Genomic DNA, 20,683 nt, shown 5'->3' on the forward strand with positions numbered 1-20,683 from the left:
ACCTAAAACCTAAAACCTAAAACCTAAAACCTAAAACCTAAAACCTAAAACCTAAAACCTAGCTCTAAAACGTTTCGCCTTGCAAAATGGCAATAATACGCCTAGCCCCGCCATGGTCGCGATGTTCGCCTAAGTATATTCCTTGCCAAGTCCCCAGCGCTAATTGACCATCATTAATAGGTATCGTTAACTCGCAACCTAAAGTGCTGGTTTTAATATGAGCAGGCATATCATCATCGCCCTCATAGTCATGACGATAATAAGGCTGGCGCTCAGGTACAAACTGATTGAAGTGACTTTCCATATCCATACGCACGGTCGGATCGGCATTTTCATTAATGGTTAAGCTGGCAGAGGTGTGTTGAATAAATAAGTGTAATAAACCTATTTTTAGTTGGCTCAGCTGTGGGAGTTTAGTCAGTATGTCGTTATCAATTAAGTGAAAGCCCCGCGAGCGAGGCTTTAATGTAATCGTGGTTTGCGACCAGCTCATAGCTTATCGAAGCTCACTTCAATGTTTGCATTACCTGCATCACTGGTAAATGGCATAATAATTTTTTTGCCGTCACTTTTATGCGTAATAGTATGGTTTTTACCAGACACAACAATGGGGGTTGCCATGGCAAAGTCATAGCCTTTTTCACCTAATAGGTTTTTAGCACCACCGGTGACCATATTGGTTATTTCGCCGACCATGTCAGTGACTTCTTCATTTACGCTGTCAGGTCGCTCACCTAACATACGTTCCATTATAGTCAGCGCTAAACTTTCGTCGAAGGTTATTGAAAATGAACCGCGAGTTTGGGGGCCAACCATACCAATTAATCCCGATACATCACCACAGGCTACTTCATCGGTTTTAATGCGAGGTTTACCTGGTTTTAACTGAGTTTGAGCCATGGTGCTCAATACATTCATCAAAGAAGATAAAAAGGGATTAATGAACTCTACATTCATATTATATATCCTTAAATTGGTACTGATAGAGGGTATACGTAAAGTATAGCTATAGTCGCTCAGCTATGCTCGACAAGCGTCACATTTACCGTGTGCTTCTATGGTTTGCCCAGAAACTACAAAGCCACTTTCGGCTGCTAAGTTATTGAGCTCATGTGAAATTACTGTTGAATGCAGCTCTTTAACAAACCCACATGTATCGCAAATTAGTAATTGAACAGGATGAATATGATCAAAGTGATGACACAACATGAATGCATTAGTGCTTTCAATTTTATGAATAAAACCGAGTTCTGCTAAAAAGTCTAAAGCACGATAAATTGTCGCAGGTTTTGCGCCTGTTTCAGTGACTTTTAATTGCTCTAGCAAATCGTATGCACCCACACCACCTTGAGCGCTTGCTAATAAACGAAATACCTTTTCGCGAATAGGTGTGAATCGCGCACCACGGTTGTCGCATACTTGTTTTGCTTTACTTACGAGTGATTCTATATTCATCTTCTCTCATCCTTACTTTGCCATGATATACTAACATACTGTATTGTAGTTGCAGCGTTTTATTAACCGCTTTTGTGAAAAGGTATTCATTAATGCATGAACTATTAGCCATATTTATTTTCTTTTTTGCAGTTATCGATCCAATCGGCACAATTCCGGTTTTTATCGCCGTAACTCGGGGTGATGACGACAAGTTTAAGCGTAAAGTAATTTTTAAAGCAGTGGGTGTATCTGCTTTAGTACTGTTATTTTTTGTGGTTGCCGGTGAGCAATTACTCAATGTGATTGAGATTCCACTATCGGCATTTCAAATAGCCGGTGGGTTGATCTTATTAATTTTTGCACTCTCCATGACGTTTGGTGAAAGTAAACCCGAAGCTGAAATTAAAAGTGTTCGCGATAGCACTGAAACCGCTATTTTTCCGCTGGCTATACCCTCAATTGCAAGCCCGGGCGCTATGTTAGGTGCGGTATTAATGACGCGTAATGAAGAATATACTTGGGTTGAACAAATGATTACCTCATCAATGATGCTGGCCGTTTTAGTGGTGGTACTTATTTTGTTATTACTTGCTACGCATGTACATAAAATAATAGGTGATAGTGGGGCAAGTATTATTAGCCGAATTATGGGGTTAATTTTAAGCTCAGTCGCAGTAACGAATATTTTAAATGGTATCGCACAATACTTTGGCTTGCAGGTGTTTGCTTAATATTGCTGCGCATGGGGCTTTTGTGTAAAATGCAGCGCCTTTTAAGCTGTGCTTAAATTATAAATTTTTGAGGACTACATTTTGGATAAACGTACTTTAAATCGACGCTTTTCTGTTGCCCCCATGCTCGATTGGACTGATCGCCATTGTCGTACGTTTCATCGTAAAATGACAAAGCACACCGTGCTCTACACTGAAATGATCACCACAGGTGCTATTTTGTTTGGCCGTGGTGACTATTTGCACTTTAATCAACATGAAGGCCCAGTAGCGCTGCAGCTGGGGGGCTCAGATCCGCAAGCGCTAGCACAGTGTGCCAAGCTTGCAGGTGAGCGCGGTTATGATGAAATAAACCTTAACGTAGGTTGCCCATCAGATCGTGTGCAAAATGGGCGTTTTGGTGCCTGTTTAATGGCAGAGCCCGAGCTTGTGGCAGAGTGTGTTGCTGCAATGAAAAGTGAAGTCAGTATTCCTGTTACGGTAAAAACGCGCATTGGTATTGATGAGCAAGATTCCTATGAATTTTTATGTGCGCTTATTGAAGCATCGCATAAAGTAGGCTGTGATGATTTTATTATTCATGCCCGTAAGGCATGGCTAAAGGGGTTGAGTCCAAAAGAAAATCGCGAAGTTCCTGAGCTTAACTACCCCCGTGTTTACCAGCTTAAAAAAGATTATCCACAACTTGATTTAAGTATTAATGGCGGTGTTAAAACCATTGAGCAAAGTCTTGAGCATTTACAGTACATAGATGGGGTGATGGTTGGGCGAGAGGCTTACAGTAATCCATTTATGCTAAATGAAGTGGATGAAAAAATATATGGTGACGCTGCTAATACTCAGTCACGTCATGATGTTGTGCGCTCTATGTATGATTACATTGAAGAAGAGATGCGTTTAGGCGCTAACTTTTGGCATGTTGCTCGCCATATGTTAGGTATTTTTCAGGGACAACCCGGTGCGCGTGGTTTTAGACGCCATTTATCTGAAAATGGCCATGGCAAGCAAGCTGATTTGAGTGTTATGGATAAAGCACTAAGTTACGTACCCGAATAACAGATCCTCTGTATAGAAAAAAGCCACCTCAGGTGGCTTTTTTTGATCCCAAATTTTGGTCAAAAGTTTAATTTATTAGCCAATTCGACTTAATTTCATTCAGTGGCGAGTCATTAATTTACCTACTTAAAATAACTTAACCACATGATATTTAATGAAAATAAAACCATTTTAAGTTGTTGGCATAACTCTTGGAATCCTGTTGATGTATAAATAAAAATCATCAGGAGAATAACATGGGCATATTTAACCGCGTAAACGACGTCATTCAAGCAAATATTGTAGCTATGCTTGATAAAGCAGAAAACTCAGAAAAGTTACTCAATTTAATGCTTACTGAAATGCAAGAAGCGCTTAATAAGTGTCGTAGTACGGCAGCTGCACTTTTATGTGAAGAAAAGAGCATTAAACGTCAAATAAGTAACAAACAGCAAGCGCTCGCAAATTGGCAATTAAAAGCTGAGCATGCTGTGACAAAAAATCGTGACGATTTAGCTAAATCAGCATTAGCCGAAAAACACACAGTTGAACAAAGCATAGGGTGCTTGCAAACGCAGCTTGAGGCATTACAACAATCGATTACTAAAATCACTGAAGACTGCGAGCGCTTACAGCAAAAAATGACGCAGGCAAAAGCAAAGCAAGCACAACTTGCAAAGCGTGAAAACGTAGTTGAGGCAAGGGCAAAAATAAATACGCAACTACAAAGCGATAAAGTGGCTTTTGCCTTATCACGATTTGAGCAAATAGAGCGCCGTGTTGAGAGTGTAGAGTCGCAGGTCGAAGCATATGAGCTGACAGATACAGCGAGCAATACTGCGACGCAAATTGAGTCACTGGTTAAAAACGAAAAAATTGATGCAGAACTGGCAAGTTTAAAAGCGAGTTTAAATACTGCTAACAAACAAACAGCTTAAGGAGATTGCTATGAATAGTTTTAATACACACCGTCGTTGGTACAAAAATACGCTTAACAAAAAAATATCAGGCGTCTGTAGTGGGTTAGCTTACCGACTAGACTTTCCGGTATGGTCTACTCGTTTAGTCACCGTTTTATTATTTTTAAGTTTTCCGTTTGCAGTGGCGCTAGGTTATTTAATTGCTCACTGTTGCCTTGAAGAAAAAGCAGTGTAAGGAGAGTAGCATGAAAACATTCGCCGTGTGCCTAGTTATTGTTGCGTTGTTTTTAATTAATAGCGGTTCAATTATTCACTTTGATGTGTGGCAGTTTCCGCTATGGATCTCAGATATTAGCTGGACAGGTATAGAGCTCATTGGTGCATTAGTTGCTATTATCGTTGTTATTGCGATTGTTGCTTTAGTGACGATGGGGTTAGTTGGCGCGGCGATGGTGGCACTGGCTGGTACTATTTTAGCTTTTTTATTCGGATCATTGATGATTGCTTGGCCGTTATTGTTTGTAGCAGGGCTGTGTTGGTTAATCGCAGATAACAAAAAAGTCGTCTCTTGAGCTTAAATTAGCTGCCTAACATAGGGGAATTATGATAAATTTAAAGTATATTTTTTTGTTTTAACAAGGATTTTACTGATGATTAAACAATGTATTTTGATAGCAAGTGCATTAATGGTGGGTGTTTTTTCGTCTTCGTTAATGGCGCACGAAGGACATGAACACGATAGTGTTGTTGCGCAGCTACAAGTAACACATGCGCAAGTAAGAGAGTTTTTGCCGGCAACCAAAGCCAGTGTGGCTTACTTTAGTATTAAAAACCACAGCAATGTACCAGCAACCTTGACTAAAGCGACAATTGATGGCCTAGGGCGTGTTGAAATTCATGAGCACGTTCACGCTGACGGTATGATGAAAATGCAAAAAGTCGAATCATTGCTTATTAAAGCTCACCAACAACTCGATTTTAAGCCAGGCAGCTATCATTTAATGGTGTTTGAACCACAAGAACCGTTAAAAGTAGGTCAAGAACGTAAACTCACGCTATATTTTGAAGACGGGAACCGAGTATTTACCAATGCAAAAGTCGTTTCGTTAGCCTCACAAGCAGAGCCGGTAAAAGCATCGAAAGATCATAGTCATCATTAGGAGGATAAATGTCACAGCATAAAGGAAAAATAATAACGGCACTGGTACTGTTATTTGTCGTGTTTTACGCCATTGCAGTGTACTGGAGTATAGAGCCTTCACGTTTTGATGTTGTGCAAAATGCTAAGCAACAAGCGCAGCAACGCAGTGAAAAACTAGTCACAGGTTATGTAACAACTTCAACACTCATCACTGTAGCTGATACGCTTTTAACTAAATCAGGCGGTTACTTATCAAATGATGTGCTACCACCGAGCGTAATAATGGACAATATGCCGGCCTGGGAGTATGGTGCGCTGGAAATGGTGCGTGATTTAGCGTTGTCTATGCGAAAAGATTTTAGCCGCTCACAATCGCAATCAACTGAACACGAAGCGCTCAAAAAAGCTCAGCCACAATTTAATATCAGCTCTGAAGCATGGGCATGGCCAAGTGCTGAGGGTGAATACCAAAAAGGAATTGATTATTTAATGGTATATCGTTCTCAAATAGCCAATCAGCATGAGCGCGATAGCCAATTTTACTCTCGTGCAGATAACCTACGCAGTTGGTTAAAAGAAGCTGAAAAGCGTTTAGGCAGCTTAAGTCAGCGTTTAAGTGCAAGCGTGGGTCAAGATAAGGTTAACACTGACCTCGCCGGTAACTCTTCAAATACACAGGCCACCTATACGCCTTTACAACAACAAATAAAAACATCATGGTGGGAAATTGATGATGTATTTTATGAGTCACGTGGGGCCACTTGGGCTTTACTGCACTTTTTACAGGCGGTTGAATATGATTTTGCCGATGTGCTTGATAAAAAGAACGCCCGTGTCAGCTTGCAACAAATTATTCGTGAGCTTGAAGCAACCCAAGAAACGGTATGGAGCCCAATGATTTTAAACGGTAATGGATTTGGTTATGTCGCCAACCATTCACTTGTTATGGCAAATTATATTTCTAGAGCCAATGCGGCACTAATTGAACTTAGCGAATTATTAGCGCAAGGATAAAAAATGAAAAAGTATTGTATAGCAGCAGCCTTATCAATGGCATGTTTAGCCCCTGTAGCACAAGCCGACACTGTATTGGGTTTATATGTAGGGGTTGATGGTTGGAAAGCAGATAATGACGGTAGCTTTTCTGATAACAATAACGCCCTGCAAAACTTCAACTTTGAAGATGAAACTTTTGTAAGTTATTACGCTGCGCTTGAGCACCCAGTGCCATTAGTGCCAAATTTAAAGTTAAAATACACTGAGCTTGAATTAAACGGCTCAACAGTGCTTGAAGACACATTTAGTTTTAACGGTACTGATTATATTGTTGGCACTGATGTTAATTCAGTGACTGACTTATCGCATATTGATTATATTTTTTACTACGAGATTTTTGATAACGATTTAATCTCAATTGATTTAGGTCTTAATGCTAAGCAGTTTGATGGTGAGCTTGTTGTAACAGGTACATCACAACAAGGTGGCGCTAACTTTACTGAAATCGAAGAGTTCTCTGGTGTTGTGCCGTTAGTATATGGACGTTTTGAAGCGGGTTTACCATTTAGTGGTTTAAGTGTTTTTGCTGAAGGCAGCTTTTTAGCCATCGATGACAGTAAAGTACAAGATTACCAAATGGGTATTGCTTGGGAATTTATTGATAACCTAGCAGTTGATGTTGCGGTTAAAGCGGGCTACCGCTCTATGGTTTTAGAACTTGATGATGTCGATGATATTAATACTGATATTGATGCATCGGGGCCGTTTGCCGGTATTCAGGTTCACTTTTAATAAAGTATAATTTTGAGCCACCTTGTGTGGCTCTTATTTTTAAAAGCTAACACACGCTTTTATTATTAGTCATCTCTGTTTGCTATTTTAAAGAATGCCAAACTAATTCAAACTCCCCTTCAAATGATGAACCAATTAACTGTTTGTACACCTTGTTAATTGGGTAGTTCATTAATCTAAATAGTTCATCACCTGTTTGAGTAAACTTATAATAGCTAAGCACCAAATCGTTACTTTTTGCTTTTAAGGTTAGTTTTTGTGATAAAAAGGATAGGGTGAACTCTTGTCCTACTTTTAATGCCGCTGACTCTATTTCTTTACGATACAGCAAGTTTAAATCCATTAAAGTTAGTACGTCTGGAAAGCTCACGCCGCTTTTACCTATGCTTAATGACACTTTATTACCTTTACCTAGTAAATCAAATAACGAGGGTTTTTTGTAATACCCCAAGAATATTAGGTGGCTGCTATCCTTTTCGTTATATCCAGAAATAGACACGCACTTTCTTAATGAATCGGCTTCGCGCTGGGTCATGTGCTTAAGTGTTTGTAAACTTTTAATAGAAAAAGTACCTGGACTAATGGTTTCGCCAGTAAAAATTTTTGCCCACAACACTTGCATAGATTGATTTGAGGTATCTTCACATAAGGCTATAAAGTGCTCTACCCAATCAGCATCGGGCTGTTTGGCGCAAGCAACATCAGGACAAAACTCCATTGCTAAGGCTAAAATAGTCTCAATATTTTGTTGCTGTTTAATCAGTAGTAAGTCTTGTCTTTTTTGAGCACGCGCTAAAATTGAATGCTCGCTATTAATACTATAAAGCGATTTGGCTTTACCTTGAGGATTATAGGTTTTTTCATCAATGGCAGGCGTATTGCTCACTTTTGTGACCGAGTAACCTAGCAGTGACTCAATAATATTGGCCAGTTTAATCCTGGCTTGTGCGGTTTTGACTGTCATGGCTTTCCATTATTGCTTGTGCATCACTGAGTTGAGCGACCGTTTTTAAGTTATTTAGCCCTAGGGTCACTATATTACCTAATATATTTTCAGCAAATATAGCAACGTACCCAGAAATAAGCGGCATCGTTGCTTGTCCTTCTATATGCCACGTGACGGTTTTTGTGTGCGGGCTAAATAGCAATTTGCTAGTGATAATATGCTCTTGATTAAATAACACACTAAATACAACTTCATTATCGCTTAATGACGATATTGTCATTTCGCCTTTGCCCCATTTACCTTCCCAAGATTGGTAGGCTCCTGCGCCAGAGCTCGGTTCTCCAATATTAAACTTAATATTAGGGTCTATTTGTTGCCACGGCGACCATTTATACCACTGGGTAAAGTCCTCTACTAATGACTTTATTACGGGAGCGCGTGCGTTAATCTTTATACTTTTTTGCACATGATAATTTTGTGGTAACAATAATCCAACGACAACAAAAACCAGGAGTAAAATGATTGAAAACTGCATTATTTTTTTAAGTAGTTTAATAGGTATTCCTCATCTATTTTAATTTACAGCGTCTATCAATTATTAATTATTTAATAGTTTAACGAAGTCGCGGTTGCTTTTGATCTATTTTATCTACCTTGTATTATTCCAAAAGCAGACATTAGCCGTAATAAGTTTAGATGATTTATTAGTTTTAGTAATGCAATAAAGGTAAACAATTTTTAATCAGCGCTTTCATTTTGTGCTATATCAACGGGGATGTCGATAGGGTATAATTCGCGCCTTTTGTTATTGAACGGCCAATTTTATGAGCACATTAAAAGCTGATCGCGCCTTATTCTCATACCCTAAGTATTGGGCTGAGTGTTATGGCACAGCTCCATTTTTACCAACAACACGCGAAGAAATGGACGCGCTTGGCTGGGATAGCTGCGATATTATTATTATTAGCGGTGATGCTTATGTAGACCATCCTAGTTTTGGGATGGCCGTAATTGGCCGAGTGCTAGAAGCGCAAGGTTTTAGAGTGGGCATTATTGCTCAACCAGATTGGAACTCTAAAGATGCGTTTATGGCATTGGGTAAGCCTAACTTATTTTTTGGTATTACAGCCGGTAATATGGACTCGATGATCAATCGTTACACCGCTGAAAAACGAATGCGCCATGATGACGCATACACACCAGGAAATGTCGGCGGTAAACGCCCAGATCGCGCAGTGATCATTTATTCACAACGCTGTCGTGAAGCCTACAAAGATGTGCCATTAGTGTTAGGGGGCATTGAAGCTAGCCTGCGCCGTATTGCTCATTATGATTACTGGCAAGAAAAAGTACGTCGTAGCGTATTATTTGACGCTAAAGGCGATATTTTAATTTATGGTAATGCCGAACGCCCGTTAGTTGAAGTAGCGCATCGTATCGCTGCCGGTGAAACCATCGATACCATACAGGATGTTAGAGGCACGGCAGTTATTCGTAAAGAGCCTTTACCTGGTTGGCGTGGCAGTGACTCAACAGCCATTGATAAAATTGGTAAAATAGACCCTATTCCTAATCCTTATGGCGCGGATGATGTGGGCTGTGCTAAATCAGAATTTAAGCAAGCCGGCATCGATTTACAAGCAGAAGCTGCAAAACCAATTACCATCCAGCCTGCTCGTCCTAAGCCGTGGGAAAAAACTTACGTTAAACTGCCGGCATTTGAGCAGGTTAGCGTTAATAAGCCTTTGTATGCGCATGCATCACGTATTTTACATCAAGAAACCAACCCAGGTTGTGCAAGGGCGTTATTTCAGCGTCATGGCGATCGTTCTATTTGGGTGAATCCGCCGGCTTATCCGCTTGAAACTCAGGAAATGGATGACGTGTTTGGTTTACCTTACCAGCGTATTCCACACCCAAGTTATGGCGATAATAAAATCCCCGCTTACGACATGATTAAAACGTCGGTAAATATTATGCGCGGCTGTTTTGGCGGCTGTTCGTTTTGTTCTATTACCGAGCATGAGGGGCGCATAATACAAAGCCGTTCTCAAGAATCGATTATCGAAGAAATTGAACAAATTAGAGATAAAGTGCCGGGCTTTACAGGGGTTATTTCTGATTTAGGCGGGCCAACCGCAAATATGTACAAACTGCGTTGTACCAGTAAAAAAGCAGAGAGTACGTGTCGTCGCTTGTCGTGTGTGTATCCTGATATTTGTAAGCATATGGATACCGATCACACACCCACTATCGACTTATATAAAAAGGCGCGTGAGGTTAAAGGGATCAAAAAGATCTTAATTGCTTCGGGCGTGCGTTATGACCTTGCAGTACGTGATCCTCGTTACGTTAAAGAGCTAGTAACCCATCATGTTGGTGGATATTTAAAAATAGCACCTGAGCACACAGAAGATGGCCCATTATCAAAAATGATGAAACCAGGTATGGGCGCCTATGATGAATTTAAAGCGTTATTTGATAAGTACTCAAAAGAAGCGGGTAAAAAGCAGTATTTAATTCCATACTTTATTTCTGCTCACCCGGGGACTAAAGATGAAGACATGGTAAACATGGCTTTATGGTTGAAATCGAATGATTTTAAGCTTGATCAGGTACAAAATTTTTATCCATCACCGATGGCCAACGCAACCACCATTTACCACACAGAAATGAACTCGCTACGTAATATTAAAAATAATACGGAGCAAGTACCTGTGCCTAAGGGAGCGCGCCAACGTCGTTTGCATAAAGCGATTTTACGCTATCACGATCCTGCCGGTTGGCCAATGATCCGCGAAGCCCTGCGTAACATGGGCAAAGCCAAGCTTATTGGTAAAGGACCTAACTGTTTAGTCCCTGAAGAAGGACGAGATGAAAGACAAACCAAAGGCGGAAAAGGTAACAAGGGCGGTCGTCCTGCGCTTACTCGTCATACTGGCTTTAGCCAGTTTAAAAAAGCCAACACTAAACCTAAGGTAGGTGGTAATCGCCAGCGCGCTAAGTAGCCTTAACTTATGTAAAGTAACTATCGGCTTAAACAAAAACACCGCGTATTGATGCGGTGTTTTTGTTTATAAAAAGATTAAATCAATAACCAAGTCGCAGTACCTAAGAAGGCAAATATACCAACAATATCAGTTACTGTGGTTAGTACCACACTGCCTGCAAGTGCGGGATCTATTTTCATTTTTTTAAGCAATAGTGGGATACTAGCACCCGCAATACCTGCTGCAACTAAATTCATAAACATAGCAAACGCTAAAACACCACCGAGTTTGAAATCCCATTGCCAAAGCGCAACGACACCGGCAATTAGGATAGACCAAACCATACCGTTAATCGCGCCGATAGCGAGTTCTTTTAATAATAAAAAACGTTGGTTAGTTTGGTTGATATGGCCCACCGCAATACCGCGAATAACCAAAGTTAAGGTTTGGCTGCCTGCAACCCCACCCATTGACGGGACAATACCATTGAGCACAGCAAGAATTGGTAATATAGCTAAGGTGTTTTCAAAAAAGCTCGCCACAATTGCAGCCAGCAATGCAGTTAGTAAGTTTACACCCAGCCAAATTGAGCGCTTTTTAGAGCTTTTCAACACAGGTGCAAAGGTATCTTCTTCATCATCTAAACCCGCTAAACCCAGTAAACTGTGCTCAGCGTCTTCACGAATAACATCAACGATATCATCAATGGTGATCCGCCCAAGCAAGTGTGCGTTGTCATCAACAACCGGTGCCGATATCCAGTTATGACGCTCAAACAATTGTGCAACTTCGCTCTCATCCATTGAAATAGGAATAGACTCACAGTCTTCATCCATTAACTCATGAACAATTTTTTCAGGGGGATTAGTTAATAAAGTACTCAGCGATAGGGCGCCTAAAAAGCAGTTATTTTCATCAACCACATATAAGTCATCTGTACCCTCAGGTAATTCGCCGCGTAAGCGAATATAACGCAGTACCACATCTAGAGTCACATCGGGGCGAATAGTAACGGTATCTATATTCATCAATGCGCCAGCAGAGCGCTCTTGATACGATAAAGCCTGCGTTGCACGTTCTCTATCTTGAATATCCATAGCGCTAACAACATCTTTATAAACGGTGTCAGGTAGGCTACGTAGTACTTCCCCTAAGTCATCATGGCCCATGTCTTCGGTTGCGGCAGCAATGTGCTCGGGTGCCATTTGCGCAATAATGCCCAAACGTACATCTTCAGACAGCTCTTCAAGCACATCACCTTGTACATCAGGATCAACAAGCTGCCAGAGCATACGGCGAATTTTATGCGGGGATGATTCTAAAAGAAGTGCGGTATCACAAGGCGCCGTTTTTGCCAGCATGCGTCTAACTTGAACAAATTGACCACTATTTAGTGACTTAGTCACCTGTTTTAGTTGTTGTAGTGGAATATCTTGTTCTAAAGCTTCAGGCATTGGCGTCCTTAATTAAATTGTATTACATGCTGGAAGGGTATAAATGCTATTCAATTTTAGTTTATCTTACTTTATGTGAGCAAACTAACTCAACCACTATTAACATAAGCTTAGGATGATGAGTTAATAATGAACTTTTTTATTCTTGCTCATTAAATCGTTGGTCGATGAGTTCACCTATTGCGCTAAGTGCAGGCTCAGCGTCGGGGCCTTCGCATACCACCTTAACTTCTTTGCCTTGGCTGCTTTCGAGTAACATAAGTGCCAGCACGCTATCGCCAGCGGCTTGTTTGTCATCCTGAAATAAAGTGATTGTGGCATCAAATTGCACAGAAAGCTGAGCTAATACTGTCGCCGCTCTAGCGTGTAATCCTAATTTGTTTTTTATTAAAAATGTATTTTCTAACCGCATTGCATGTTCTCACTCGGTATTATTCTTGTTCTCGGTGGCGAATTTTTACATTAGGATGGCTCATTGCAAAGCTTTCACCAATGGTTTGCGCTAAATAAACAGAGCGGTGTTGCCCACCGGTACAGCCAATTGCAATGGTTAAGTAGCTGCGGTTATTTCGTTCTAAATGCGGCAGCCATGTTTGCACAAATGTTTGAATTTGCCATGTAAATTTTTGCACTATGCTGTGACTTGCTAGGTAGTCTTTTACTGGTTGATCCAGCCCAGTAAGTGGCTTAAGTTCAGGCTCCCAATGCGGGTTTGGTAAAAAGCGGGCATCGAATACGTAATCTGCTTCTTTAGGGATGCCATGTTTAAAACCAAATGACTCAAAGGTAATGATCAGTTGTTTATCTTTTTTACCGAGTATTTTTTCACGAATAGACTCAGCAAGCTGATGCACACTTAAATCTGTGGTATCAATCATATAATCAGCACGATTAATCAATACATCAAGCAGTTGTTTTTCTTTTTTTATGGCTAAATCAAGCGGCAAAGAATCAATAGATAAAGGGTGAAGACGACGCGTTTCTGAAAAGCGTTTTATTAATGTTTGATCGTCACTGTCTAAATAAAATACCGTTGGTTTAGTAAAACCAGGTAAATATTCGAGTATTTCATTAAACTGCTGTTGCTCTTTAGGTAAGTTACGCACATCAACACTCACGGCAATTTTATTATAACTGTCGGAAACGCTGCGCACTAATGATGGTAATAAATTAAGAGGAATATTGTCTACACAATAATAGCCTAAGTCTTCCACAACGCGTAACGCCACAGATTTACCTGACCCTGAGCGACCGCTTATAATTATTAATTCCATTTATCACCTTTCTTTATTACTACGGTTGACTGACGATAACCTGATACAGTTCGCTATCCGATTTGGCGGCGCGTAACTGTTTACAAAATTCTTTATCATTGAGCTTATCAGCAATCGTGGCTAGCGTCTTCAAATGCTGCTGATTATCGCCATCGGGAACAATTAACGCGACAAAAATGTCAACCGGTCGGTTATCAATCGCATCAAAATTAATAGCTGTTTCGCTCACTAAAATCAAAGCAAGGGGCTCTTGAGCACCACTCATGCGACCATGTGGAATAGCAATGCCTCGGCCAATGCCTGTACTTCCAAGCTTTTCTCTTGCAGTTAATGCATTAAGAATATCTTGTTGTGTTAAATAGGGCAGCTTATTGTGAGCCAATTCACTGATAAATTCTAAAATTCTTTTTTTACTATTAAAAAGGACCGCAGCTTTACTGCAGTCCTGACAGATAAGTGAGCTTAGTTTCATAGTGTTAGTGTCGAGCAAGTTTCTCTTTGTGTTTAATTACTTGACGATCTAGCTTGTCAATGAGCGAGTCTATAGCGGCATACATATCTTGATGCTCAGTAGAGGCAAAAATCTCAGCGCCACTAACATGAACGGTTGCTTCAGCTTTTTGGTTTAGTTTTTCTACATCGAGAATAACGTGCACATTCGTTATGTGATCAGTGTGCCTCTGTAACTTCGAAAATTTACTATTTACGTAGTCTCTAAGCGAGTCGGTAATATCTACATGGCGACCAGTTAAATTCAGTTGCATAAACATTTTCCTCTTTGTTGTACGCCTTAAATCAAACTTTTACGTTGATTAGACGGGGGAATAGCTAGAGATTCGCGATATTTTGCAATGGTTCTCCTCGCTACTTTAATTCCTTGCTCTGCCAATATATCTGCAATTTTACTATCACTCAATGGTTTAGCTGAGTTTTCTGCAGCGATTAATTTTTTAATTAATGCACGTATTGCTGTTGATGAACATTCGCCACCATTTTCAGTACTTACATGGCTTGAAAAGAAATATTTAAGCTCAAAAATGCCACGTGGTGTATGCATGTATTTTTGCGTAGTAACACGCGATATAGTCGACTCGTGCATTTCCACCATTTCAGCCACATCGTTAAGCACCATAGGCTTCATAGCCTCAGGACCGTGTTCAAAAAAGGCCTGTTGCTGTTGCACAATACAGTTGGTTACTTTAAGTAGCGTGTCATTTCTACTTTCTAAGCTTTTTATAAACCATTTAGCCTCTTGTAAGTGCGAGCGAATAAACTGGCTATCACCACTTGATTTAACCGTACGCGACATAGCTGCATATTGGCTATTTACTCTGATCTTAGGCATGCTATCTGGGTTTAATTCAACTACCCAACGACCTTTAACTTTTTTAACCGACACATCAGGAATAACGTATTCAGACTCTTCTCTAACAATAGTGTCTGCCGGTTTTGGGCTGAGCGTATGAATCAACGTCATGATTTCTTTAAGCTCATCTTCTTTAAGCTTTGTTTTTTTCATCAACGTGCGATAGTCACGTGCAGCAAGTAAATCAATATGATCGGTTAAGATCATTTTTGTTTCGTTTAAAAAAGGTGTGTCTTTATCAAATTGATTTAGCTGAATACACAAGCACTCTTGTAAACTACGCGCGGCTATTCCCACTGGATCAAATAGTTGAATACGCTTTAGTACCGCTTCTATTTCGTCAAGTTCAACTTCATCTTCGCCGTCGTTTTCTTGGTTAAAGCTTTCTAATATTTCTTCACAGCTAAGGGTTAGAATCCCTGAGTCGTCCACAGCTTCTACAATTGCAATAGCTATCGCTTCATCGGTAGGACTAAACGGCGTCAGTTGAAGCTGCCACATTAAATACTCATGCAGCGTTTCAGTCGAAGAGCCTTGATAAATAGATTCATCTTCTGGCATTGGGCCCGATGAAGAGGCAGGCGCAGCGCTCATATATTCATCCCAAGTAACATCCATAGCCATATCATCGCTAATGGTGTCTTTGGTCATTGCTTCGCCGCTATCTTGCTCATACTCGCTAGGTTTATCGTCAGCTGAGGCACTTAGCGTTAAGTCATCGTTATCGGCTTTTTGTTCGTTTTTACCTGCAGTGTCTTCGCTGTAATCGTGTTCTTCAACTTCAAGCAAGGGGTTGCTATCGAGCGCTTCTTGAATTTCTTGCTGGAGATCCAATGTACTGAGTTGCAATAAGCGAATTGCTTGTTGCAACTGTGGAGTCATTGTAAGTTGCTGGCCCATGCGCAGCTGTAATGATTGCCTCATGTATCTCTAACAATCCTTTTAAATTACGGTCTGTTGACCTTTACGGATTAAAATTTGTTCAAACTAGGGGCGGTTTAATTGCGGCGCGAGGTTTGTAACCTAGTGGGCTAAGTCAAAACCGAGCAACAAAGAGTAAATCGTCCCTAGGCAGAACCCGAAGGGCTGCGCCTGTTTGGCATTGATGCTGCGTTATCGCCTATTTATGGGGAATACCACACCACATAGGCTCTGCCTTGCCTAAATACCAAACAGACTGCTGCAAATTCAACCTTGAAAGGTCAACAGACCTAAGTATGATTAATCTTAGCAGATGCTTAGTGGAATAACACACATATTAGAGCTTGAACTGCTCGCCCAAATAAACATCGCGTACTGTTTTATCGTTTAATACGTATTCAGGAGTGCCTGATGCAATTAACTCCCCATGAGAAACTATGTAGGCTTTTTCACAAACATCAAGTGTTTCGCGCACGTTATGGTCTGTAATAAGTACGCCAATGCCACGGTTTTTAAGATGCTCTATAATCTTTTTAATATCTAATACTGAGATAGGATCAACCCCCGCAAAGGGTTCGTCTAAAAGGATAAATTTAGGGTTTGCTGCTAACGCGCGAGCAATTTCTACGCGGCGACGTTCACCACCTGATAAAGCCATACCTTGACTATCGCGGATATGCTGAATGCTAAATTCATCAAGTAAATTATTTAAGGTATCTTCGCGTTGTTGTTTATTTAATTCTTTACGTGTTTCTAAGATAGCCATTAAGTTTTGATAAACAGTCAGCTTTCTAAAAATAGACGACTCTTGCGGTAAATAACCAATCCCTAAACGCGCTCGGCTGTGCATCGGTAATAAAGTAATATCTTTATCATCAATTGATATTTTGCCTTTATCGCTAGGCACAAGGCCTACAATCATATAAAAAGTGGTGGTTTTACCTGCACCATTAGGGCCAAGTAACCCCACAATACTGCCAGCTTCAACCTCTAGGCCAACGTTTTTTACAACTTCACGACCTTTGTAGCTTTTAGCTAATAGCTCTGCTTTTAATGTGCTCATGGTTGGCCTTTATCATCTTCTTTTTTATTTTCAACAGGGACTAAAATAGTGTGTACACGGTCTGTTGAGTTTTCGTCTTTTTCTGCGCTAATTAACTGCTGCTCGATATCGTAAGTGATACTTTTAGCTGTTATTTTTTGACCTGCTTGAGCAATGCTTGCATCGCCGATTAAGGTTAAAAAACGCAGCGACACATCGTAACGCACTTCATTAGCACTGGCACTCATTATGGTGCCATCAGCTTGTGTTTCTTCAAAATATGCAGGGCTGCCTGTGGCAATTAATAACTGTTTGTTATCGCCTAGGTCATCGCGTTTATGCACTTCTAAACGGTCAGCTGTGATACGGCGATTACCATGAATAATTTCAACATTTTTCTCAAAAATGCCTACGTTTTCTTTTAATTGACCTTCTTGCTTATCTGCACTAATTGAAATTTGATTAGCAGCGGGGGCTTCAGCAGGTTTAGCACCATTACTGTTAAAAGCAATTAATAGTGAGGGAACAATTAAAATTTTAAATAGGTTATTGGTCATAATATAGGGTTCGCGTATGGTTAATAAGTTTAATCACCTCGGTTTTTAAATCGGCCTCAAGGCCTTTACCTGTGATTTTTAAATTAGGTCCTGTAATAACGACAGGCTGCTGTGATTGCATGGTTAATAGTTTTATATCAACATTGATGGTCTGGGCGGTGATCGTATCGATCATGGCGTTATCTACTAAGTTTTGAGCGGTTACATTACCTTCTAACACCAGTTGACGGTCGTCGTAGAGGGTGGCTTCATCGGCGTTAATACGCCATGTTTGCTGATCATTGTATAAAGTGAATATAGGCTTTTCAAAAAAGGTAAAACCGAGTTGTTGATACAACTCCATTTTTACCGCAGTTATCTTATGGCTCACTTTACCTTGTTCATTATAAGCCGTTTGTTTTAGCTCAATAGCGGTATAATCAGGCTTAGCAATAACTTGTGTTTCTTCGCTTGCAGTAATATCAACCTTAGTAAAATAAGGATACCAAAGCCAAACCATACAGCTTATGAATAAAACGCTCAGTATAATGCGCGCTACATTCATGAACTCGTTCCTTGGCTGGTTAGTGGCTTGTTATTTTCGAGCATAAGTAAGTCTGTCAGCTCTCTTACCGCACCAAAACCGCCTGGCAGTTGAGTTACATAATGTGATAAACGTTTAATAAGTGGATGAGCATCGTTTACGGCAACCGCAAAACCGACTTGCTCCATTACTGGCATGTCTGGGCCATCATCACCTATATAAGCAATTTGCTCATCGCTAAGCGCTAACTTTTGTTTTAATTCTTGATAGGCTATGAGCTTGTCTTCTTGGCCTTGGTATATATGTTGTACGGTTAAACTGCTCATGCGTTGCTGCACTATATGAGAATGGCGCCCAGTGATCACGGCTACTTCAAAACCGCTGTTAATCAGGGCTTTGATACCAAATCCGTCTTTGGTGTTAAATGCTTTGAGTTCTTCACCTTGGTTTCCAAGGTAAATACGGCCATCAGAAAATACACCATCAATATCACAAATTAATAGCTTTACTTTTTTTGCGCGCGCCTTTGCATCATCACTTAGCGGTTGATAGAGATCTTCAAATTGCATTTATAGCACTCCCGCTTTAAGTAAGTCTTGCATATTTAGTGCGCCAATCGGTTGATTATGCTCATTAATTACAATTAAACCATTAATACGTTTTTGTTCCATAATATTTAACGCTTCAGCCGCGAGCATCTCTTGCGTGGCTGTAGTACACGACTTGGTCATCACAACATTAATTTCAGTGCTATGAATGTCAATACGTTGCTCTAAAATACGGCGTAAATCGCCATCGGTAAACAGGCCTGATAATTGCTGGTCACTATCAACAATAGCGGTCATGCCGAGTCCTTTGGCCGACATTTCAATTAAGGCATCTTTAATCGTTTGCGTCTCGTTAATGATAGGCGTATCAGCACCACTGTGCATAACATCTTTAAGAGTTAAGAGTAATCGCTTGCCTAAGCTACCACCAGGGTGCGATAGTGCAAAATCATCAGCAGTAAAGCCGCGTGCTTCTAATAATGCCACCGCCATGGCATCACCCATAGCGAGTGTGGCAGTGGTACTTGCAGTAGGTGCTAAGCCCAATGAGCAGGCTTCTTGTTCAACTTTAATACACACATGCACATTTGCCAATGTTGCCATGGTTGAGCCTTGGTTGCCTGTCATGGCAATCATTTTGGCACCAATGCGCTTTAATACCGGAATAATATTAAGTACTTCGCTGGTTTCACCAGAGTTTGAAATGAGGATAACCACGTCATTTGCTGTGATCATTCCTAAATCACCATGGCTTGCTTCACCCGGGTGAACAAAAAATGCGGGGCTGCCGGTACTGGCAAGAGTGGCGGCTATTTTGTTACCAATATGGCCTGATTTACCCATGCCAATAACAATAATACGACCTGAGCAGTCATACATTAATTGACAGGCTTGGTTAAAGCTTTCATTAACGTATTGTGTAATATCGCTGAGTGCTTGGCGTTCAATCTCTAGAACACGTAACCCTTGTTGAATAAAGTTTAGCGTTGACATGGGCTATCCTACTTGACTAAAAATATAACCTTGGTAAATCATAAATGCGACGATGAGCAAGCCACCTTCTATTCTATTGATACGTCTTTGACCTCTAAAGTTCAATGACATAGCAATTAGCGCCAAGGTTGCGCCAATCATAATAATAACATCACGGTTAGCTACCGAAGCATCGATAACTGATGGATTAATTAATCCTGCCAGCGGTAATACCGCTAAAATATTAAAAATATTCGAACCAACTATGTTACCCAGCGCTAAGTCATCTTCATTTTTAAGTACACCTGCAATTGAAGCTGCAAGTTCAGGTAAGCTGGTGCCTATAGCAATAATAGTCAAACCAATCACCAAGTCACTTAGGCCAAAATATTTTGCAATATCAACGGCTGAGCCAACTAAAAAGTGTGAACTAACCGGCAGTAAAATCATACCCACTACCAGCCAAAAAACAGCTTTTTTGGTTGGTACATTGTCAGGTACTTCGTCACAGGCTTCGCTCACAAACGGATCGTCTTGGTTTTTAGCTCGCAGTGAGACAAAAATAAGTCCGCCAATAAAAACAACAAAGCCAAATAATAAGGCTGCACCTTCAAAAAATGAAAAATAGTTATCTGAAAAAATATACCAAGTTGCAATGGAGACCAGCAGTACCAGTGGTATTTCACGTTTTAACGTACTTGAAGATACTGATAAGGGTCTTAAAAGGGCGGTAATACCTAAAACTAATAAGATGTTAGTGATGTTTGAACCAACTGCATTACCCACGGCAGTATCGGTTTTATTTGCCAAAGCTGCTGAAGCCGATACCATCATTTCAGGCGCTGAAGAGCCCATAGCTACCACGGTTAAACCTACAATTAGCGTTGGCACGCCAAAGTTTTTAGCCAGTGCTGCTGCACCATAAACAAACCTGTCTGCACTCCATACGAGAGCCGCAAAACCAAGAATTAAAATGACAAACGAGGTAACCATTGTGATAAGCCAATTAATGTAAATTCAGATAGCGCGAATAGTAAC

Annotated in this window: 26 protein-coding genes; 9 read left to right on the forward strand and 17 right to left on the reverse strand. The window is 40.5% G+C overall.

Going from position 1 to position 20,683, the window contains the following annotated elements:
- Positions 1-64: 64 nt before the first annotated feature.
- The 3 genes from ACTRWE_RS15650 to ACTRWE_RS15660 form a co-directional block, all read right to left on the reverse strand.
- On the reverse strand, positions 65-493 hold the full coding sequence (locus tag ACTRWE_RS15650) for a secondary thiamine-phosphate synthase enzyme YjbQ (protein WP_462880298.1): 429 nt from the start codon (positions 491-493) through the stop codon (positions 65-67).
- A complete protein-coding gene (locus tag ACTRWE_RS15655; RefSeq protein WP_013463966.1) occupies positions 490-957 on the reverse strand; it encodes a chemotaxis protein CheX in 468 nt (155 codons plus the stop codon). Before ACTRWE_RS15655 ends, ACTRWE_RS15650 begins: the two co-directional genes overlap by 4 nt.
- Positions 958-1,020: 63 nt before the next feature.
- On the reverse strand, positions 1,021-1,455 hold the full coding sequence (locus ACTRWE_RS15660; RefSeq protein WP_013463967.1) for a transcriptional repressor: 435 nt from the start codon (positions 1,453-1,455) through the stop codon (positions 1,021-1,023).
- A 92-nt stretch (positions 1,456-1,547) separates the two neighbouring features.
- Between ACTRWE_RS15660 and ACTRWE_RS15665 the strand changes: the two genes are divergently transcribed.
- From ACTRWE_RS15665 to ACTRWE_RS15700, 8 genes are all read left to right on the forward strand, one after another.
- The gene (locus ACTRWE_RS15665) at positions 1,548-2,168 is read left to right on the forward strand and encodes a MarC family protein (RefSeq protein WP_008115498.1); all 621 of its coding nucleotides are present in this window, start codon (positions 1,548-1,550) and stop codon (positions 2,166-2,168) included.
- A gap of 123 nt (positions 2,169-2,291) precedes the next feature.
- Entirely contained in the window at positions 2,292-3,224 is a 933-nt protein-coding gene (gene dusA, locus ACTRWE_RS15670; protein WP_036955956.1) for a tRNA dihydrouridine(20/20a) synthase DusA, read from the forward strand.
- Between the two features lie 236 nt (positions 3,225-3,460).
- Positions 3,461-4,141 (forward strand): PspA/IM30 family protein, encoded by a 681-nt coding sequence (locus tag ACTRWE_RS15675; RefSeq protein ID WP_462880299.1) that lies wholly within the window; start codon positions 3,461-3,463, stop codon positions 4,139-4,141.
- Between the two features lie 10 nt (positions 4,142-4,151).
- Positions 4,152-4,358: a PspC domain-containing protein gene (locus tag ACTRWE_RS15680; RefSeq protein WP_013463970.1), complete on the forward strand. Its 207-nt coding sequence runs from the start codon at positions 4,152-4,154 to the stop codon at positions 4,356-4,358.
- Between the two features lie 10 nt (positions 4,359-4,368).
- On the forward strand, positions 4,369-4,695 hold the full coding sequence (locus ACTRWE_RS15685) for a hypothetical protein (RefSeq protein ID WP_016900286.1): 327 nt from the start codon (positions 4,369-4,371) through the stop codon (positions 4,693-4,695).
- A gap of 78 nt (positions 4,696-4,773) precedes the next feature.
- Positions 4,774-5,283 carry a copper chaperone PCu(A)C gene (locus ACTRWE_RS15690; RefSeq protein WP_013463972.1) on the forward strand — a complete coding sequence of 170 codons (510 nt, stop codon included), beginning with the start codon at positions 4,774-4,776 and terminating at the stop codon, positions 5,281-5,283.
- 8 nt (positions 5,284-5,291) lie between these two features.
- On the forward strand, positions 5,292-6,278 hold the full coding sequence (locus ACTRWE_RS15695; RefSeq protein WP_013463973.1) for a DUF2333 family protein: 987 nt from the start codon (positions 5,292-5,294) through the stop codon (positions 6,276-6,278).
- A 3-nt stretch (positions 6,279-6,281) separates the two neighbouring features.
- Positions 6,282-7,052 carry a TIGR04219 family outer membrane beta-barrel protein gene (locus tag ACTRWE_RS15700; RefSeq protein WP_024601350.1) on the forward strand — a complete coding sequence of 257 codons (771 nt, stop codon included), beginning with the start codon at positions 6,282-6,284 and terminating at the stop codon, positions 7,050-7,052.
- Between the two features lie 82 nt (positions 7,053-7,134).
- Here the strand turns inward: ACTRWE_RS15700 and ACTRWE_RS15705 are convergent, their stop codons facing one another.
- A complete protein-coding gene (locus ACTRWE_RS15705; protein ID WP_462880300.1) occupies positions 7,135-8,016 on the reverse strand; it encodes a TIGR03899 family protein in 882 nt (293 codons plus the stop codon).
- Entirely contained in the window at positions 7,985-8,533 is a 549-nt protein-coding gene (locus ACTRWE_RS15710; protein ID WP_028834533.1) for an SRPBCC family protein, read from the reverse strand. Before ACTRWE_RS15710 ends, ACTRWE_RS15705 begins: the two co-directional genes overlap by 32 nt.
- A 289-nt stretch (positions 8,534-8,822) precedes the next feature.
- Here ACTRWE_RS15710 and ACTRWE_RS15715 point away from each other — a divergent pair, with 289 nt between their 5' ends.
- Positions 8,823-11,006 carry a YgiQ family radical SAM protein gene (locus ACTRWE_RS15715; RefSeq protein ID WP_462880301.1) on the forward strand — a complete coding sequence of 728 codons (2,184 nt, stop codon included), beginning with the start codon at positions 8,823-8,825 and terminating at the stop codon, positions 11,004-11,006.
- 77 nt (positions 11,007-11,083) lie between these two features.
- Here the strand turns inward: ACTRWE_RS15715 and mgtE are convergent, their stop codons facing one another.
- The 12 genes from mgtE to ACTRWE_RS15775 form a co-directional block, all read right to left on the reverse strand.
- Positions 11,084-12,442: a magnesium transporter gene (mgtE, locus tag ACTRWE_RS15720; protein ID WP_013463978.1), complete on the reverse strand. Its 1,359-nt coding sequence runs from the start codon at positions 12,440-12,442 to the stop codon at positions 11,084-11,086.
- Between the two features lie 139 nt (positions 12,443-12,581).
- Positions 12,582-12,854 (reverse strand): HPr family phosphocarrier protein, encoded by a 273-nt coding sequence (locus tag ACTRWE_RS15725; RefSeq protein ID WP_013463979.1) that lies wholly within the window; start codon positions 12,852-12,854, stop codon positions 12,582-12,584.
- Positions 12,855-12,873: 19 nt separating this feature from the next.
- Positions 12,874-13,716, reverse strand: coding sequence for an RNase adapter RapZ (gene rapZ, locus ACTRWE_RS15730; RefSeq protein WP_024601346.1), 843 nt, complete (start codon positions 13,714-13,716; stop codon positions 12,874-12,876).
- A 19-nt stretch (positions 13,717-13,735) separates the two neighbouring features.
- On the reverse strand, positions 13,736-14,188 hold the full coding sequence (gene ptsN / locus ACTRWE_RS15735) for a PTS IIA-like nitrogen regulatory protein PtsN (protein WP_462880307.1): 453 nt from the start codon (positions 14,186-14,188) through the stop codon (positions 13,736-13,738).
- Positions 14,189-14,192: 4 nt separating this feature from the next.
- Complete coding sequence (gene hpf, locus ACTRWE_RS15740) at positions 14,193-14,480, reverse strand: ribosome hibernation promoting factor (protein WP_010390562.1); 288 nt, start codon at positions 14,478-14,480, stop codon at positions 14,193-14,195.
- A 26-nt stretch (positions 14,481-14,506) separates the two neighbouring features.
- The gene (locus ACTRWE_RS15745) at positions 14,507-16,006 is read right to left on the reverse strand and encodes an RNA polymerase factor sigma-54 (RefSeq protein ID WP_024601344.1); all 1,500 of its coding nucleotides are present in this window, start codon (positions 16,004-16,006) and stop codon (positions 14,507-14,509) included.
- A 334-nt stretch (positions 16,007-16,340) separates the two neighbouring features.
- Positions 16,341-17,066, reverse strand: a complete 726-nt coding sequence (lptB, locus tag ACTRWE_RS15750) for an LPS export ABC transporter ATP-binding protein (RefSeq protein WP_013463982.1) — start codon at positions 17,064-17,066, stop codon at positions 16,341-16,343.
- The gene (gene lptA / locus ACTRWE_RS15755) at positions 17,063-17,602 is read right to left on the reverse strand and encodes a lipopolysaccharide transport periplasmic protein LptA (protein ID WP_462880302.1); all 540 of its coding nucleotides are present in this window, start codon (positions 17,600-17,602) and stop codon (positions 17,063-17,065) included. The genes lptB and lptA overlap by 4 nt, the downstream gene beginning before the upstream one ends.
- Complete coding sequence (lptC, locus tag ACTRWE_RS15760) at positions 17,592-18,146, reverse strand: LPS export ABC transporter periplasmic protein LptC (protein WP_462880303.1); 555 nt, start codon at positions 18,144-18,146, stop codon at positions 17,592-17,594. The genes lptA and lptC overlap by 11 nt, the downstream gene beginning before the upstream one ends.
- Positions 18,143-18,694 (reverse strand): 3-deoxy-manno-octulosonate-8-phosphatase KdsC, encoded by a 552-nt coding sequence (gene kdsC, locus ACTRWE_RS15765; protein ID WP_013463985.1) that lies wholly within the window; start codon positions 18,692-18,694, stop codon positions 18,143-18,145. The genes lptC and kdsC overlap by 4 nt, the downstream gene beginning before the upstream one ends.
- Positions 18,695-19,666 carry a KpsF/GutQ family sugar-phosphate isomerase gene (locus ACTRWE_RS15770; RefSeq protein ID WP_290191415.1) on the reverse strand — a complete coding sequence of 324 codons (972 nt, stop codon included), beginning with the start codon at positions 19,664-19,666 and terminating at the stop codon, positions 18,695-18,697. It lies immediately after the preceding gene.
- Positions 19,667-19,669: 3 nt separating this feature from the next.
- A complete protein-coding gene (locus ACTRWE_RS15775) occupies positions 19,670-20,638 on the reverse strand; it encodes a calcium/sodium antiporter (protein ID WP_033104260.1) in 969 nt (322 codons plus the stop codon).
- Positions 20,639-20,683 lie beyond the last annotated feature (45 nt).

Source organism: Pseudoalteromonas sp. G5_S1_54_S4 (assembly GCF_054968565.1).